Origin of the sequence: Bombilactobacillus bombi, from assembly GCF_013607485.1 — a bacterium.
GTDB lineage: Bacteria > Bacillota > Bacilli > Lactobacillales > Lactobacillaceae > Bombilactobacillus > Bombilactobacillus bombi_A.
This window is the reverse complement of the sequence record NZ_SCHP01000027.1, coordinates 1-16,349: the sequence shown is the minus strand read 5'-3', so window position 1 is coordinate 16,349 and position 16,349 is coordinate 1. Positions and strand designations below refer to the sequence as shown.

The 16,349-nt window shown below is 38.4% G+C and carries 18 protein-coding genes; 6 read left to right on the top strand and 12 right to left on the bottom strand.

Translation table 11 applies throughout. From position 1 onward, the window contains the following. The 4 genes from EQ827_RS06045 to EQ827_RS06030 all read right to left on the bottom strand — a co-directional run. On the bottom strand, window positions 1-675 hold a 675-nt coding region (locus EQ827_RS06045; RefSeq protein ID WP_181190094.1), incomplete at its 3' end, for a DUF4097 family beta strand repeat-containing protein. Then, window positions 672-1,319, bottom strand: a complete 648-nt coding sequence (locus EQ827_RS06040; protein WP_181190093.1) for a DUF1700 domain-containing protein — start codon at window positions 1,317-1,319, stop codon at window positions 672-674. The genes EQ827_RS06040 and EQ827_RS06045, both read right to left, overlap by 4 nt. Window positions 1,320-1,467: 148 nt before the next feature. Further along, window positions 1,468-2,163, bottom strand: a complete 696-nt coding sequence (locus EQ827_RS06035) for a histidine phosphatase family protein (protein ID WP_181190092.1) — start codon at window positions 2,161-2,163, stop codon at window positions 1,468-1,470. A 39-nt stretch (window positions 2,164-2,202) separates the two neighbouring features. Next, window positions 2,203-3,780: a peptide chain release factor 3 gene (locus EQ827_RS06030; protein ID WP_181190091.1), complete on the bottom strand. Its 1,578-nt coding sequence runs from the start codon at window positions 3,778-3,780 to the stop codon at window positions 2,203-2,205. Between the two features lie 119 nt (window positions 3,781-3,899). On the opposite strand from EQ827_RS06030, the gene EQ827_RS06025 reads away from it, so the two are divergent. After that, entirely contained in the window at window positions 3,900-4,364 is a 465-nt protein-coding gene (locus EQ827_RS06025; RefSeq protein WP_181190090.1) for a hypothetical protein, read from the top strand. Next, complete coding sequence (locus EQ827_RS06020; RefSeq protein WP_181190089.1) at window positions 4,361-4,882, top strand: methylated-DNA--[protein]-cysteine S-methyltransferase; 522 nt, start codon at window positions 4,361-4,363, stop codon at window positions 4,880-4,882. Before EQ827_RS06025 ends, EQ827_RS06020 begins: the two co-directional genes overlap by 4 nt. 113 nt (window positions 4,883-4,995) lie before the next feature. Here EQ827_RS06020 and EQ827_RS06015 read toward each other — a convergent pair whose 3' ends face one another. Continuing rightward, window positions 4,996-5,532 (bottom strand): DUF402 domain-containing protein, encoded by a 537-nt coding sequence (locus tag EQ827_RS06015; RefSeq protein WP_181190088.1) that lies wholly within the window; start codon window positions 5,530-5,532, stop codon window positions 4,996-4,998. 66 nt (window positions 5,533-5,598) lie between these two features. After that, entirely contained in the window at window positions 5,599-6,381 is a 783-nt protein-coding gene (gene recX, locus EQ827_RS06010; protein WP_181190087.1) for a recombination regulator RecX, read from the bottom strand. 56 nt (window positions 6,382-6,437) lie between these two features. Here recX and rlmD point away from each other — a divergent pair, with 56 nt between their 5' ends. Beyond that, on the top strand, window positions 6,438-7,814 hold the full coding sequence (rlmD, locus tag EQ827_RS06005) for a 23S rRNA (uracil(1939)-C(5))-methyltransferase RlmD (RefSeq protein WP_258231807.1): 1,377 nt from the start codon (window positions 6,438-6,440) through the stop codon (window positions 7,812-7,814). A gap of 544 nt (window positions 7,815-8,358) precedes the next feature. Here rlmD and EQ827_RS06000 read toward each other — a convergent pair. The 3 genes from EQ827_RS06000 to EQ827_RS05990 are packed head-to-tail and all read right to left on the bottom strand — an operon-like array spanning window position 8,359 to window position 11,918. Then, a complete protein-coding gene (locus EQ827_RS06000; protein WP_181190086.1) occupies window positions 8,359-9,513 on the bottom strand; it encodes a hydroxymethylglutaryl-CoA synthase in 1,155 nt (384 codons plus the stop codon). Then, window positions 9,514-10,761: a hydroxymethylglutaryl-CoA reductase, degradative gene (locus tag EQ827_RS05995; protein ID WP_181190085.1), complete on the bottom strand. Its 1,248-nt coding sequence runs from the start codon at window positions 10,759-10,761 to the stop codon at window positions 9,514-9,516. Further along, complete coding sequence (locus EQ827_RS05990) at window positions 10,758-11,918, bottom strand: thiolase family protein (protein ID WP_181190084.1); 1,161 nt, start codon at window positions 11,916-11,918, stop codon at window positions 10,758-10,760. Before EQ827_RS05990 ends, EQ827_RS05995 begins: the two co-directional genes overlap by 4 nt. Window positions 11,919-11,957: 39 nt before the next feature. On the opposite strand from EQ827_RS05990, the gene EQ827_RS05985 reads away from it, so the two are divergent. Then, window positions 11,958-12,257, top strand: coding sequence for a hypothetical protein (locus EQ827_RS05985; protein ID WP_181190083.1), 300 nt, complete (start codon window positions 11,958-11,960; stop codon window positions 12,255-12,257). On the opposite strand, the gene galU is transcribed toward EQ827_RS05985, so the two are convergent. The 3 genes from galU to map all read right to left on the bottom strand — a co-directional run bounded on the left by galU (window position 12,258) and on the right by map (window position 14,960). Then, a complete protein-coding gene (gene galU, locus EQ827_RS05980) occupies window positions 12,258-13,151 on the bottom strand; it encodes a UTP--glucose-1-phosphate uridylyltransferase GalU (RefSeq protein ID WP_181190082.1) in 894 nt (297 codons plus the stop codon). Window positions 13,152-13,221: 70 nt separating this feature from the next. After that, complete coding sequence (locus EQ827_RS05975) at window positions 13,222-14,160, bottom strand: YihY/virulence factor BrkB family protein (RefSeq protein WP_181190081.1); 939 nt, start codon at window positions 14,158-14,160, stop codon at window positions 13,222-13,224. A gap of 11 nt (window positions 14,161-14,171) precedes the next feature. Then, entirely contained in the window at window positions 14,172-14,960 is a 789-nt protein-coding gene (map, locus tag EQ827_RS05970) for a type I methionyl aminopeptidase (protein ID WP_181190080.1), read from the bottom strand. A 365-nt stretch (window positions 14,961-15,325) separates the two neighbouring features. Between map and EQ827_RS05965 the strand changes: the two genes are divergently transcribed. Next, window positions 15,326-15,778 (top strand): flavodoxin, encoded by a 453-nt coding sequence (locus EQ827_RS05965; RefSeq protein ID WP_181190079.1) that lies wholly within the window; start codon window positions 15,326-15,328, stop codon window positions 15,776-15,778. Between the two features lie 21 nt (window positions 15,779-15,799). Then, on the top strand, window positions 15,800-16,282 hold the full coding sequence (locus tag EQ827_RS05960) for a GtrA family protein (RefSeq protein ID WP_181190078.1): 483 nt from the start codon (window positions 15,800-15,802) through the stop codon (window positions 16,280-16,282). Window positions 16,283-16,349 lie beyond the last annotated feature (67 nt).

Here is a 16,349-nt window from a genome sequence, read left to right as displayed (position 1 = left end):
ATCAATATCAGCACCCTTAATAGAATTTTGTTTTAATAATTTGCTGTGAGCAACTGTCATATCAACATCACCACAATCTAAACTTAAGTTATTTAATTGACTATCATTAATATGTGCCTCCAAATCAGCGACATCTGCTTGCAATTGTTGAGATAAAGCAACAGTATTTAAATATACTTCTGTATCGGCACTGTCTAAATTAAGCTTATTAAGCTTTAATTGCTTCAGCTTAAGGGTTGTATCAGCACTATCAATCTTCACATTATTCAAAGTTGTTGTCTGTGGTACTGTAATAACAATTTTAAAGTCGCTAGTATTTGTCCATCCTAAGCCAAAGTTTAGAGGGATTTTTTTCCGAACTTTGGATTGAATTATCTTTAAAGTTTGTTGTTCAATCCGTGGTTTTACAGTAGCTACTTTATTAGCAATTATTTTTGCTGAGTAATGTGGGCCTTGTTGAATGTCAATATCAGTGTCATCAACATCAATATCAATATTTTTAAAGCTGCCCTTGAGATTATAAGTCTGCCTTTGGGTTGGCTTACTGGAATCAACAGCCGCCATAAAGTCCCAATCCCATTCATGAAACCGGCTGCCCCCACTGACAAAACCAACAATTGTCATCAAGATACCAATTGCTAAAACTGTTAAAATGGTCCAATAATATTTTTTCATTGTTGATGCTTCTCCTTATTAGCAGTTTGATAATATTGTTTTTTAAAAACTTGATGACCTAAGCGACGAATTAAGCGGCCACTGGCAGCAATAATGAATTGCATAAATTGAAATAATGCCGGTATTATCAAAGCGGTAATTGCTAAAATTATTAAGCCCCAACCCCCATAAAATAAGCCTACCGGCCATTGTGTTCCAAGTAGAACTAGCGCTTTAACCAGCAGCATGACACCGCCTATAATTAAGCTAACAATTAATCCCCAAAATCCAATTAACAATCCTCCAATAACACATATTGTGGCTAAAATTATTGCTCCTAGAGCTATCAAAATAGGAAAGCCAATCGGCACTGCTAACATTCCTAAAATAATCCACCAAATTGCCCGCAGATCATGATGGGACTGCTGTGGATTTATTTTTTTGGGATAATGGGCATTATCAATATTTACCGAATAATCGGCCAAAATTTTTCGTGCTAATTGTTGAGGAGTACCTAACTTTTGTTCAATGGCTAGGCGAGAATCTAAGTTGCCATCTAACAAATATTCACGATAAAATTCTTCTGTATCTTGCCGTTCTTCTTCAGGCAAACCCTGCAAGTTAGCTGACAGCTCACTAATATAAGCCTCAATATCTGGATTCATTATATTTCCTCCATAATAATAATATGTAGCTTCTACTCGTTATTTTTTGATACTATATCTTATATAATATTGTACGTTACTTAATATTAAAAAACAACAATAAAATAAGAGACTGAAAAATTGTTTTTTCAGTCTCTTATAAATGTTCTTAAACTTGTTTTTCTTCACCTAATTGCTGATTGATTGTTTCTATCTGCCATATACCATCCACAAAATTAACCTGAGAACAACTAACATTATCTAAGCCAGTTATTGGCAGTTGAATATGGGGTGTAAGAGTTGCTAACAAAATCATTAAACTCAAACCATGAGAAACCACTAAGACTTTTGTACCTGCCTGCTCTTGTGCCTGATTAATTATTTTCTTTAATGCCGCTTGCATTCGCCGAACTACTTGTTGATAATTCTCGGCGGTTTGTAAATCTAATTGCCAAATAGCATCTACTAGTTCTTGCAAAAATGCCGCAGTTCCGACTTTTTGAATATATTGAGTCAGCGTTTGAGCATTTAAGTGCCGATGTTGTATAACTTCAGCAAACATCTGGCGTTCTCTTTGTCCTTCATAATGACCAAAATTGACTTCCCCTAATGAAGGTAAAGTCTGCAATTTCAGATCTGGTTGTGTAGCCGCCAGCACAATCTGAGCAGTTTGGCGTGCTCTTTGTCTAGGACTACTAAAAGCCAAATCAAAATGCAGTTGTTGCTGGCGTAAATTCCAAGCCGCACTTTGTGCTTGCTGCACCCCAATATTATTAAGCCAGCCTTCGCCTACTCCCTGAACGAGGCCCTTTTGATTCATTAAAGTTTGCCCATGACGCATGAAATATAATTGAATGACTGTCATTTTTTCCTCACAAAAAAAGACGCACTGAAATGTTCGTCTTTATAATTTAGCAGTTAACTTCACATCAGGATATTTATCCTTGAACCAGTTTTCCGCAAAACGATTTTCAAATAAAAAGAGCGGTTGATCTTCTAAGTCCTTAACCAGTAAATTCCGTGAAGAAGACATTGCTGGATCTAATTGTTCAGAATCAATCCAGCGCGCAATCCGGGAACCTATTGGCTTCATTATAACTTCTGTATTATATTCATTTTGCATTCGAAATTTAAAAACTTCAAACTGCAACTGCCCAACTGCTCCTAAGATATAGTCGTTAGTTTGGTAATTACGGTATAGCTGCACAGCACCTTCTTGAACTAACTGCTGCATTCCCTTATGAAAAGACTTTTGTTTCATCACATTTTTAGCTGTGACTTCCATAAAGATTTCCGGAGTAAATTGCGGTAAGGGTTGATATTGACGCTCTTGTTTGCCGGAATAAATGGTATCACCAATTTGAAAATTACCGGTATCATAAAGTCCTACAATATCACCAGCGACGGCAGTTTTAACTTGCTCACGCTGGGAAGACATAAACTCAGTGGCATTGTTCAAGCGTAAAGTTTTTTGCGTCCGCTGCAAGGTTACGTCCATACCTTTTTCAAATTCACCTGAGCCTACCCTGATAAAAGCAATCCGGTCCCGATGTTTGGGATTCATATTGGCTTGAATTTTAAAGACAAAGCCAGAAAATTGCGGATCTGTCGCTGCTAAAGTAGTACCATCAACCATTTCATGATCGCTGGGGGCAGGTGCCATTTGCAAGAACTCATCCAAGAAAGTCTGCACACCAAAGTTCGTTAAGGCAGAACCAAAGAAAACTGGTGTCTGTTGACCTTGAGCAATTTTATCACGGTCAAAAGTATTGCCTGCCCCTTTGATTAAATCAATTTCATCTAATGTTTGTTGATAAATACTGTCTTGTGTCAAGGGTTCACTGGCAGCTAAATGACCTTGCTTATCTAACGGCAAGAAACGATCGCCATTTTCCTTTTGGCGATATAATTCAATCCGATTATGATAAATATCATATAAACCCTGAAGGGTTTTACCGCTACCCATGGGCCAATTCATAGCACAGCCTTCAATATTTAATAAATCTTCTAATTCACCAATTAAATCTAAAGGCTCACGGCCGTCACGATCTAACTTATTCATAAACGTAAAAATCGGGATTCCCCGTTGCTTCACAACTTTAAATAATTTTTTGGTTTGGGCTTCAATACCCTTAGCTGAGTCAATAACCATAACTGCTGCATCGACGGCCATTAAAGTCCGATAGGTATCTTCAGAAAAATCCTCATGTCCCGGTGTATCCAAAATATTTACGTGTTTGCCTTGATAATCGAATTCCATAACCGAACTCGTTACGGAAATTCCTCTTTTTTTCTCAATTTCCATCCAATCAGATGTAGCATAATTACCAGTTTTTTTACCTTTAACTGTTCCTGCTGAGCGGATTACACCACCAAAGAGCAACATCTGCTCGGTAATTGTCGTTTTCCCGGCGTCCGGGTGCGAAATTATCGCAAAAGTGCGTCTTTTAGCCACTTCTTGTTGTAATTCTTGCTGATTCATTCACTTCGCCTCATTTAACATACTGTCTAAAATTATAACAAAAAACTTTCTCTTTGTATGCTTTTACCCTCCTATTAGTCCACAATAAGTTATAATATTAAACATGAAAGGAGCTTGCCATGTCAAACAAGAAAGTTTTTATAATTTATACATTTTTATTTATTATTCCTTACATTTTATGTCTTTCATTAATTGGTACCGGCTATGGAGCCTTAATTAATCACTATAACAGCTGGTGGCGGCTATGTGTATGTGCCTTGATTGGAGCCATTTTGATGGTGGCAGTCAAATCGATCGCCCATCGGCCGATTAGCATTATTGCCAAGCAAACTACAAACCGGCATTTGCGTAATCTTATTAACTTTTTTAATATTTTAGATTATAATTCAAGTAATTTTTATTGGAATTTTGCTATTGATTTTGGATTAACAATTGTTTTTGCCAAACTAATTCATTATCTATTTGCGCCTTACCAGATTTTAGGCACTTTAGCAGGTTGGATAATTGCCGCTTTAATTGTCTCCTTAGTTTTGGCGTCTAATCTGGAATATAGTACATTAAGTATTGACCCTGATCAAAAATGACTCCACAACTTTTTAACACCACTATTGCTTCACCCCTTGGCCCGTTGCTCATTGTAGCTAATGAGCAAAAGCTGTTAGGCGTCTGGATGGATAGGCAAAAACATTTTGGCCGCGGGATTACTTTTAATGACCTTACAAACAAAACTAATACCATTACCCACAAAACCCAAATATGGATTAAAGCCTATTTTGCAGGCCAAAATCCTGACCTTAAAACGCTCCCTTTAGCACCAGCGGGTACTACCTTTCAGCAGCAGGTTTGGCAAATTCTGACTCAAATTCCTTATGGCCAAACTTGGACTTACCGCCAAATTGCCCAAAAATTAGGCAAATATCAATATAGCCAAGCTGTCGGTCAAGCGGTAGGCCATAACCCCATTGCAATTATTATTCCTTGTCACCGCGTTATTAGTAGCCAAGGCCGATTGACCGGCTATGCTGGCGGCCTAGAACGTAAAAAATGGCTTTTAGACCATGAGCAAAAAACAAAATTAATCCTATCAATATCAAACAATTAATGCACTTGAATTTAAAAATTGATGTGTTACCAATTATAATAATTTTCTACTTTTGAAATAAAAAGAGGTTGGGATATTAATGTACCCCAGCCTCTTTTTTCATAGCTAATCCACTAGTCACGATGTAACAATTCTTGATAGCGTTTCTGCCATAGTCTGACATAACCAGGTGAAAATGGGCCTTTTTGGTTTTTAATCCAACTGATTAAAGTCTCAGTACTATACTTTAAAATATCATCAATTGTATTTGAATAATGCCATAATTGGCGATGAGCTGCATATTCGTCTACATCTAGGAGCCGAATTTCCCCATCAGGAAAGACCTTAATATCCAAATCATAATCAATATATTTTAATGCTTCTTGATCCAAAACAAAAGGTGTCGCCAGGTTGCAATAATAAGACGGACCATTCTCCCGCAGCATTGTTACAATATTAAACCAATAATGCCGGTGAAAATAAACTAAGGCCGTCTCATGGGTATACCAATGGCGCCGATCAGATTCTGTCACTAAAGTATGATCATTGCAGCCGATTATTTCATTTTCACTAGTCTTTAAGACCATGGTATCACGCCAAATACGATGTAAATGACCATCATGTTTATAACTCTGGATTGCTATGTAATCCCCTTCTCTAGGAACTTGCATAGTTGTACCAGCTTTCAAATTTCTCCTGCACTTAGATTATATCAAAGCTAGCGTAATGTGCCACCATTAATTTAACTCTTGGGTAAAATTATGAATATCATCTACCTTAAAACCCCGGCGGGCTAAAGCCGCATAGAGCTTTTGGCGGCCATTAATCTGATGCTGATAGCGCCGCCAGAGCTTTTGGCCAGTAGCTTGCAGTAATTCATATTCTTCTTGAGGATTAACAACGGGCCGCACTTGTTCTAGTGCCTGAGAGATAATTTCTGCCGGATAACCCGCTGTCTGCAGCCGCAGCCGCATTTTACTTTGTTGAGCCTTTTGTGGTTGACGTTGAGCTTGTTTTTGGACTTTTTGAGCCAATTTGACAGCATTAGTTAGCATTAATTGCGGTGTAAATAATTCTAAAGCTAATTCAATTTGCGGCGCCGGTACTTTTTTGCGTTTTAATTTAATTTTGATTTTTTGTGGCCCATCCAAAGAAATCTTAATTGCACTGCGCACAAAGCTATTAGCATATTCTTGATCATCTAGATAATTTAAAGATTTTAATTGATCAACCACTTGAGCAATTACTTCTTGATCAAAATCCAAATCGCGCAAGTGGTCGCTTAACTCTTGGACGCTGCGTAATTGATAACTTAAATAATCTAAGGCCCGATTATAAGCCTTCGTTTGATATTCCGCAGCTTGTAATTGGGCAATGGTTGCTTGGTCAATTTCTTGACCCTTAGCCAAACGATATTTAATTAACACTGCTTCACTAACTGGAAAAGCATATTGTCCATCTAAAAAAATATTATAGCGCTCCTTACGTCTTTGCGTGCTAATCTTCGTAATTTTCGCCATCATTTCCTCCTCATGCTATACTGGATATTATCATAGCAGAAATAAGGTAATATTTTTTGAAAAAAACTCAAACTAAAATAGCCCTAGGAACTAAATTAAGACTAGAAATTAAACGTATGGGAATTAATGGTGAAGGACTGGCTTATTACCATAAGACTATCGTCTTTATTCCGCAAGCATTGCCGGGAGAAATTGTTGATTGCAGTATTACTGCCATCAATCCAAAATTTTATCGCGCACAACTTCTTAAAATTATCCGCACCAGCAAAATGCGCAATCCAAATCCACCACAATTATTTGGTCAAGTTGGTGGCTTGGAATTAGCACATTTACGTTATCCACAACAATTAAAGTATAAGCGGCTCATGGTCGCAGAATCCTTGCGCCACTTCCGACCTGAGGGTTATCGAAATTACTTAATTAAACCCACTATTAAAGCTCAGCATCATTGGCATTACCGTAATAAAGCTCAATTTCAATTGCGTAAGATCAACGGTCAATTAGTATGTGGACTTTATCAGACTGGCACCACCAAGGTGGTTGATTCCCTAGCCATTCCCACGCAGCGTCCATTAACCTTACACATCTTAAAAACTTTATTGCCAATAATTGCCAAACTGGATATTCCGATCTTTAACTCGCAAGAGCATTCGGGTATTATTAAAACCCTAGTCGTGCGCGAATCTAGTGTTGCCCCTCAAGCCCAATTAACATTTATCACTAATTCTCGCAAACTCCCGCACAAGTCTCAATTAATTGCCGCAATCAATCAGCAGCTACCACAGGTTATTTCCATTGCACAGAACTTTAATCCCCAGAATGAAGGTCCAATTTGGGGAGAGACAACGACAATTCTTTGGGGACAAGATTATCTAATGGAAAAAATTGGCAATAAAACTTTTCAAGTGTCGCCAGCAGCCTTTTTGCAATTAAATCCGGAACAAACCGTCAAGCTCTATCAAGTTGCCCAACAAGCCTTAGATTTGCAGCCAACAGATATTGTCGTAGATGCCTATGCCGGCGTGGGAACTATTGGTATCAGTATTGCCGATAAAGTAAAACAAGTTTTGGGCGGTGAAATTATCCCAGCTGCTGTCAAAGACGCCAATTTAAATGTTCAACAAAATCATTTACACAATATCCATTACCAAGTAGGCGCAATTGAAGACCTCTATCCCCAATGGCTAAGCCAAGAAATCCAGCCGACAGCTTTAATTGTTGACCCACCGCGCAGTGGTTTAGAAAAAAAATTTATAAACTTTATTAACCAATCACAACCAGCCAAGATGGTTTATATTTCTTGTAATCCATCCACTTTAGCCCGCGATTTACAGTTATTAACTCCAACTTATCAAGTAAAATGGCTCCAGCCCCTGGATATGTTTCCTCAAACACCTCATGTTGAAGTGGTCGTTAAATTAAGCAAAAAATAAATTATTCAGCTAAGGAAATATTTAAACACCCAAGCAGGTTTAAAATTCACTTGATTGCCTAATAGTTTTAGTTGAATCCACACACGGCTAAGACAAGCATTGTCTTGGCTTTTTTGTGTAGCTAAATTAGAGAGTAAATTTCCCAATTTAATAGAAAAAGAAAAAAGCTGTGAACTTAATCACAGCTTTAACACGTGGCTTAGATGATAGGCAACTGCTTCATTATCCGAACAGTAACACTACACCTTTATTACACTAGATGAAATCATCTCAATGACGCCATGTTTTATTTAAGAAATTTGATGTCTGATATTCAGGATCATCCGTTATTCAAATTATTGTCATTTTAATGAATCCATCCAACTAACTACAACAACCTGTCTATTCAGACGATCATCTCCATCAATAGTATTTCTTTAATCCGCTTTGAATCAATAACCTTTTAATTAAATACCCTGCGATATTTAAACCATGCAGTTGCAGGTAGGCTAATCATCTTTCCACGTTTTTATAATAACACGTACATTCTCTAATTGCAAACGTTTTATTGATAAAATCTTTCATGTTGATCTACTTTTTTTAAATAATGTTTAGTAGTCGTAGTGGGTGGCACTATCTCTTGACAAGAACCATCTGTGACTAGCTGCCGTTGAAAAATATTCTCATATTCATCTACTGTTAAGCGCCGGCGCTGTTGTAGTAGTTCTTGGTGTGCCTGCGGACGTAAATAAGCTTGATAATTAGGCTGCAATTGCCCAAAAAACAACTCTCCGACTGCCCCTGATCCATAACTAAACAAGGCGATGCGATCATGAGCCTGCAAGCTATTATCATGTTCTAACAAAGAAATTAAGCTCAAATATAGGGAGCCAGTATAAATATTACCGACCTTTTGTCCGTACAAAATACTCTGTTCAAATCGTGCCAAAAGACGCTTGTAATCCGCTTCGGGAATTTGGTCTTGTAAAGTTTTTAAAGCTTTGCGGCCCATTTTAGAAAAAGGAATATGAAATAATAAAGCTGCTAATTGATCAATTGCCACCTTTTGCTGGGCACGTTGATAGATCTGGGTAAACATCTGTAAATATAACTCTTCCGAGTACTTGCCCCGAGCCAAAGCCTGTTGAGAATAATTAGGCCGCCAAAAATCTCCCGCATTTTTACTTTGATAAAAAGCTAGGGACTCTAAAGCTAATATATGCGGCTGTTCACTAACTAACATTGCTACTGCCCCAGCTCCTTGTGTGACTTCACCAGCTGTATTCAGGCCATAGCGGGCGATATCAGAAGCTATTACTAGCGCTTTTTGTTGTGGGTGTAACTGGACAAAATCATGTGCCAGCTGTAAGGCTGCAGTAGCACCATAGCAAGCCTCTTTAATCTCTAATGCGCGAATATTAGGATTAATTTGTAATAAATCTTGGACAAATAAAGCGGCCGCCTTAGATTGATCTACCCCACTTTCCGTAGCCACAATTACTAATCCCAAGTTTTGACGATCCTCAAGTGTTAAAATCGCCTCGGCAGCATTAGCGGCCATTGCTACAATATCTTGATCCAGTGCTGCTACTGACATTTGCTGTTGACCAATACCAATTAAATATTTATTAGGATCAACATTTCTGGCAGCAGCCAAATCAGTTAAATCCAAATATTGCTGGGGAGTATAAAAACTAATTTTATCAATTCCAACTTTCATTTATTTATCCTTTCGCAATTGCTGTAAAAATTTTTGTGCTCCTTGTAAACTAGCACGTTGGGGATGATCATCCAGGTAAGTTACTACTTGCTCAATTTCGTTTGCATGCGCACCAGCGGCAAGCGCCAAACTTTGCCATTGTAAATGCATATGGCCAGCTTGAATTCCTTGAGTTACCAAAGCGCGGAGGGCGGCCAAATTAGAAGCTAAACCAACACTAGCAATAATACCCATGAGATCCGCGACCGTTGGCTGACGTAAAATTTTTAAAGCGAGCTGAGCTAATGGTAAGGTACTGATGGCTCCACCGACACTGCCAATGGGTAAGTTCAACTTAATCTTACCTACTAATTGCTGCCCTTGAAGCTGCCAACTAGTTAAGAGAGGTTGCCGGTCATCTAAGCCCGCATAAACGGCAGCACTGACATTACGAATATCATTGCCAGTCGCTAAACTAGCTGCAATTACACCGTTCATGATGCCCTTATTATGAGTAGCGGCTCGCGCTGGTGATAAGACGGCAAAATCACTTGCGGCCACAATGCGCTGGGCTACCAATTCACCAGTCATTTTTTCATTAGCCAACTGCTGAAAATCAATGCGAGCTTGAGCAAAAGCCTGCTGGTGCGGGGCATGATTCGATAAAATAGCCATTAACAACCTTAATTGTGGCAGCTGTTGTTGCAAATAATGGGCCACCGCTTCTAAAATAGTATTAACCACATTAGCGCCCATAGCGGCTGCTGGATCAATTAATAAGTTAAATTCAACATAACCGGGATAAGTTTGTAACTGGATATCTTGCAAGCCGCCGCCGTGCTCTAATAAAGTTGGATGAGCTTGTTTAGCAACTTGATAAATTACTGCTTGGTGTTGCTGCAAAAACTCAGCGTGATCAGGCAATTCTCCTTGAAAAACAATTTGGCCATTAATACCTAAGCGCTGCACCCTAGTAGTTATACCACCACTATAAGCCATTCTTTGGGCAGCATTACTGGCAGCGGCAATCACGGAGGGTTCTTCAGTTACCATCGGAATTAAATAATCTTGGCTGTTGATAACAAAGTGGTTAGCTAAACCTAAGGGCAAAGGAAAATTACCCACATAGTTCTCTATCAAATGACTGCCGACAGTTTCACTTAAGGCGGTACTATTTTGCAAAAGATGTACTTCTGAAGCAGTTAAGTAACCTTGTTCTTGCAATTTTTGCAGGCGTTGAGAAGTTGTTAGTTGATAGAATTTAGTCATTGTAAGTTTTCAACCTCCAAAGCAATTCCTTGACCGCCACCAATACAAAGAGCTGCTATCCCATATTGTTGACGGCGGCGCTGTAAATTATGCACTAAAGTCGTGACAATACGACTGCCCGAAGAACCCAAAGCATGCCCCAAAGCCAAGGCACCTCCGCTAATATTATATTTATCATTATTAATCTGCAGCTTTTGCTGCACTACTAAAGCTTGAGCCGCAAAAGCTTCATTCACTTCAAAAAGATCAATATCACTAACTTGCTGATGCTTTTGTTCTAACAGCTTTTGTAAAGCAATCACCGGCGTATAACCCATTAAATCAGGTCGATAGCCGACTTCTTGATATCCGCAAATCCGAGCTAGCGGTTTGATACCTAGGGCTTGAGCCTTCGATTCCGTCATTAAAATTAAAGCCGAGGCGCCGTCACTTAAGGGAGAAGAATTACCCGCTGTAACACTGCCGTTGGCTTGATAAACACTTGACAATTGTCCCAATACCTCGAGATTAGTGTTTGGACGAACAGGTTCATCTAATTGTAAATCATTAATAGGTAGAATTTCTTTATTAAACCAGCCTTGTTTAGCTGCTAAAGCAGCACGCTGTTGGGATTGGCAGGCATATTGATCTTGTTGTTGACGGGTTATATGATACTTCTGGGCTAGATTTTCCGCTGTTTTACCCATGGCATAATGGCCGAAGGCATCTTTTAAGCCGTCTTCTTGCAAACTGTCCTGCCAAGCAGTAATTTGAAATTCATTCTTGGCTGTTCGTGGCGCGAAAGCTACGGCATTAGACATACTTTCAACGCCACCGGCTAAAACTGCTTGTGAATCACCCATCAGCAATGCAGCTTGGGCTAAGCGCAGTGCTTTCAAACTAGAACCACAAACCTGATTAATAGTCATGGCTGTCCCACTTTGGGGCAATCCTGTATTTATTTGAACTTGGCGAGCCAAATTTTGGCCGGCACCAGTAGCCAAAACGTTACCTAAAATCACCTGATCAATTATTTGCGGAGAAAACTCCAGCTGCTTAAACATTGCTTGCACCAAACGGCTGGCTAACTGTACGGAATTTAGGGGTTGTAGTTGACCCCAAAACTTACCTGTCGGAGTACGGTAAGCAGCCACAATCACAACTTGCTCTTCTGTCAAAAGTTAATCACCTCGTATTTTGCTTGTAAAGGAGCTTATATGGATATTGCAACTCTCATTCAACTACTAGCAGATATTAAACCCAAATGTCAGGTATATTTTGAAAACTCACAGCGACAAGTTTTCGGAATCTCTAGTATATCATCAGATAAAACTAATGAAAATCATTCTGTATTTCTAAAAACAAATTCCGCAGTCACAAAACCATTACACGTTTGGGAATTAGTAATTTTATTGAAACAACAAGACCCTACAGCCTTAGTGATTGTCACTCATCAAAAAAGCCGCCAGCAAATCTTTGGCGTACGCTTTGCTGACGGACAAGTTTATTTAAAATAATTAATTTTTCTTTTGCGACAACTTTTGTCCTAAATCAATGATATATTGACGCAAATCATCCTTAATTTCCGGATGGCTGAGTCCATATTCAATACTAGTTTTCATATAACCAAATTTATTACCCACATCAAATCGTTCACCGGTAAATACATGTGCAAACACGCGCTGGGTCATATTCAGCCGATCAATGGCATCAGTTAATTGAATCTCATCACCAGCTCCGGGAGTTTGAGTTTCCAAAATATCAAAAATATCCGGTGTTAATAAGTAGCGGCCAATAATCGCTAAATTGCTGGGAGCTTTGTCAGTTGCGGGTTTTTCCACAAAATTCTTAACTCGATATAAGCCTTTTTTAGTTTGACCGTCAGGAGCAATGACCCCATACTTGGAAACATCTTTTTTAGGAACTTGCATAACTGCCAAAGTGGAGGCATGAGTCTGATTGTAATCCTCAATTAACTGTTGGGTCAAAGGCACCTTATCTTTCATCAGGTCATCACCCAACATAACTACAAAGGGTTCATCACCGACAAATGACTTTGCCAATCGCACAGCATCGCCCAAACCTTTAGGATAAGCCTGGCGAATAAAATACATATGCACCCCAATATTAGTTGTATCTTGGACCAATTTTAAAAGCTTATCCTTATGTTTAGCAGCTAAATTCTGCTCAAGCTCCGGTGCTGAATCAAAATGATCCTCAATTGGACGCTTACCTTTACCAGTAATAATTAAAATATCTTCAATTCCTGACGCCTTAGCTTCTTCAACGATGAATTGAATAGTCGGTTTATCCACAATTGGCAGCATCTCTTTTGCCATGGCTTTGGTAATCGGTAAAAATCGCGTTCCTAAACCCGCCGCTGGAATAACCGCTTTTCTAACTTTTTGCATAATAATCCCCTCATACTATATTCAATCTAACTCTATCATACAATAAAACGATTACTAATGAGTAATAATTTTAGTTTTTAGCTAAAAAATGCCAGCGATTACGGGGACGTAATTCACCTAACCAGGCTTGAGCAAAGGCCGCATTCAACGCTGCACCAATCAAAAAGATATAACCGATAAAATTCAGCCATAAAATGAGAATAAAAAAAGTTCCTATGGTGCCATAAGAATTCCAACGTCGGCCAAAAAAGTGCAGATATAAAGAAAAAAACTGCACTAAAATAATAAATCCTGCAGCACTAAAGGCAGCTCCCAACCAAATATAGCGAAAATGGATATGAGAATTAGGAAGTAAATAATAAGCAATCAGCATAATTATAATCAATGTCAGCAAGGTCACTGGCCACTTCCAGCGTAAAAACAAATTCAAAATTAAGGGTGCCCAGCTAAAAATAGGCTTAATCCAATTCAAAAATTGCTGTCCTAAAACCAAAGTAATCAATAACGCAGTTAGAATTACAATAAAGAAAGCAGTTAAAAATATCGAAACCACGCGCAACAAAATACTATTAACAAGAGATTGATCAGTCTGTGTGTACATTTTTTCATTGTCAAACCCATAGACGGAATTCACACTGCGCCGCAAAATATTAACCACTCCAGAACTAGTCCACAAAGTACCCAAAATACCAAAAGACAATAATCCACCGCTCGAATGTGTTAAGAGCTGGACAATCAGTGGCTCCAATAATTGCTGTAACTTTGCTGGAGTCAGTACACGCAAATACTCCAAAACGGTATTTACATCCAAGTGAAATAAAGGAATGACACTGCCTAACAGGGAAATTAATGGAAAAAAAGACAATAAACTATAATAAACAATTGCCTTAGAAGATAAGTTAATATTGCCGTTTTTAATTTTCTGTAAAACTAGCTTAATAAACCCCGTCAACTTGTCGCGAAGAGATTTTTGCGTGGCAAAAAGTGGTGTCGGCGTATTAGCTGTCATATACCAATTCCTTACAAATATTTTTTGTCAAATTGAGGATCTTGAGAGGTCAAAATTTTTGGACCATCTTTAGTAATAGCTAAAGTATGCTCATATTGTGCCGAAGCTGTTCCATCAGCAGAAACAAAATATTCCCAATCCTCATCAGTAAACTTACTTTTAATCTTCCATGTGCCGAGATTAACCATTGGTTCAATAGTAATCGTCATGCCTTCACGCAAGCGCAAGCCCTTGCCAGGTTCACCATAGTGTGGAACATTGGGTGCTTCGTGCATTGTTGGCTGAATACCATGGCCAATCAAATCCCGCACATCGCCCATATGTTCTTCATCTTCTACATAATGTTGAATAGCCCAGCCAATATCACCAAGCCGATTACCAATCACAGCTTGATCAATCCCGAGATATAAGGCCTTTTTAGTTACATCCATCAAATGACGGTCTGCGTCAGAAATTTCGCCCACAGCATAAGTCCAGCAAGAATCACTTTGATAACCGTCTAAAGAAACAGTCATATCAACTTTAACTACGTCACCATTTTTTAAAATTAAATTCTGACGAGGTTCTGCATGTGCTACTTCATCATTTACACAAACACAAGTTGCATAGCGGTAGCCTTCAAATCCCTTTTCTGACGGAATTCCTCCATGTTTAGTAATAAAATCATCGGCAAAGTTCTCAATTTCCATGCTGGAAATTCCCGGTTTAATGAGTTGGCGCAAACCAATATGTGTTTGCGCTAATAATGCGCCGGAACGCCTCATTCCTTCAATTTCACGTGCTGATTTTAATGTAATCAAATATCTTACCTCCCAATATTCACTGTAAACATTATAGCGCAGATTAGTAATAATTGACGAATAGCTCGGCTTTTTCTCAAGAATAATCAGCCAGATAATTAAAAAAAGTACTTCGCAGTAATAAATCTACTACGAAGTACTCCTGATAGGAATAATCCTATCTTTTGAACCGCTTTTAGAACGCATATAAGTAAAGCACCCTAAAAACTAACACCTCTCCCCCACAAAATTATAACATTAAAGTTCTCATCAGGGTAATAATTATTTTAAAATGGCTGAACTAAATCCTCAATACTAGCCAAATACTTTACACGCTCAATTTTGTTATAATATAATTTACTAATTAATAAATAAGGATGAAGATTGTGACAAAAGTAAAAATTGTATATGCTAGCATGACTGGCAATGACGAAGATATGGCAGATATATTAAGTGAAGATTTTGAAGATGCGGGTTTTGAAGTGAATATGTCTGAAATCTCACAAACTGAAGTGGATGATTACCAAGACGCTGACGTCTGCATCATGGTGAGTTACACTTATTCAGATGGTTTAGAAGGTAATATTCCAGATGAAGGGTTAGACTTTTATCATGACTTATTAGAAACTGATTTAACTGGAAAAATCTATGGTGTTTGCGGTTCTGGTGACACCTTTTATCAAGACTTCTGCGTGGCAGTAGATCATTTTGCAGCGGCCTTTGAACAGACTCATGCTCAACAAGGTGCCCCTAGTGTCAAAGTTGAATTAGCTCCCGACCAAGATGATATTGCAAAGTTAGATCACTTTGCCCAAACGATCATCCAAAAATGTCAATAATCAATAAAAAGAAGACTGACAATGAAAATTTATAAAAAATACCGTAATTTTATTATCTATAGTATTTTTGGCTTGGGCGCCTCTATTCTCAATGTTTTAGTCTTTAACTGGCTGCATAATCATGTGCAAATCACCATGTTAATTGCTAATACAGTGGCGTGGTTTGTTGCAAATCTTTTTTCGTTTGCAGCTAATAAACATATTGTCTTTAAGTCACGCTATCAAGCTCCCAAAACTCTCTTAAAAGAAATAGGTCTCTTCTTATCGCAACGATTAGCTGCTTTAATCTTAGATAACATCTTGATGTGGGTGGGAATTAACTGGCTGCACTGGCAAAATTTGTTGGTCAAAATCATCGACCAACTAATTGTGGGACTAGTGAACTACTTCTCCACCCGGGCTATCTTTACTCATGAGAATAAGTTATTGCTGCAAAGATTAGAAAAAGCGCGTTTGCGCCAAAAATCTTGGCAGCAAAAGCAAAAAAAATCTCCTTCTGATTAAAAATGAAGGGGATTTTTTTATAAGCAACCTAATAAAAACTTGGACGTCAGAAATTCACTTGATGAGC

What these genes read in the sequence shown, in the direction of transcription:
- EQ827_RS06000 (WP_181190086.1), bottom strand. Translation starts at nt 9,513, where the DNA reads ATGAAAGTTGGAATTGATAAAATTAGTTTTTATACTCCCCAGCAATAT.
- galU (WP_181190082.1), bottom strand. Translation starts at nt 13,151, where the DNA reads ATGCAAAAAGTTAGAAAAGCGGTTATTCCAGCGGCGGGTTTAGGAACG.
- EQ827_RS05975 (WP_181190081.1), bottom strand. Translation starts at nt 14,160, where the DNA reads ATGACAGCTAATACGCCGACACCACTTTTTGCCACGCAAAAATCTCTT.
- EQ827_RS05995 (WP_181190085.1), bottom strand. Translation starts at nt 10,761, where the DNA reads ATGACTAAATTCTATCAACTAACAACTTCTCAACGCCTGCAAAAATTG.
- EQ827_RS06040 (WP_181190093.1), bottom strand. Translation starts at nt 1,319, where the DNA reads ATGAATCCAGATATTGAGGCTTATATTAGTGAGCTGTCAGCTAACTTG.
- EQ827_RS06020 (WP_181190089.1), top strand. Translation starts at nt 4,361, where the DNA reads ATGACTCCACAACTTTTTAACACCACTATTGCTTCACCCCTTGGCCCG.
- EQ827_RS06025 (WP_181190090.1), top strand. Translation starts at nt 3,900, where the DNA reads ATGTCAAACAAGAAAGTTTTTATAATTTATACATTTTTATTTATTATT.
- EQ827_RS06035 (WP_181190092.1), bottom strand. Translation starts at nt 2,163, where the DNA reads ATGACAGTCATTCAATTATATTTCATGCGTCATGGGCAAACTTTAATG.
- EQ827_RS05960 (WP_181190078.1), top strand. Translation starts at nt 15,800, where the DNA reads ATGAAAATTTATAAAAAATACCGTAATTTTATTATCTATAGTATTTTT.
- recX (WP_181190087.1), bottom strand. Translation starts at nt 6,381, where the DNA reads ATGGCGAAAATTACGAAGATTAGCACGCAAAGACGTAAGGAGCGCTAT.
- EQ827_RS06015 (WP_181190088.1), bottom strand. Translation starts at nt 5,532, where the DNA reads ATGCAAGTTCCTAGAGAAGGGGATTACATAGCAATCCAGAGTTATAAA.
- EQ827_RS05985 (WP_181190083.1), top strand. Translation starts at nt 11,958, where the DNA reads ATGGATATTGCAACTCTCATTCAACTACTAGCAGATATTAAACCCAAA.
- EQ827_RS06030 (WP_181190091.1), bottom strand. Translation starts at nt 3,780, where the DNA reads ATGAATCAGCAAGAATTACAACAAGAAGTGGCTAAAAGACGCACTTTT.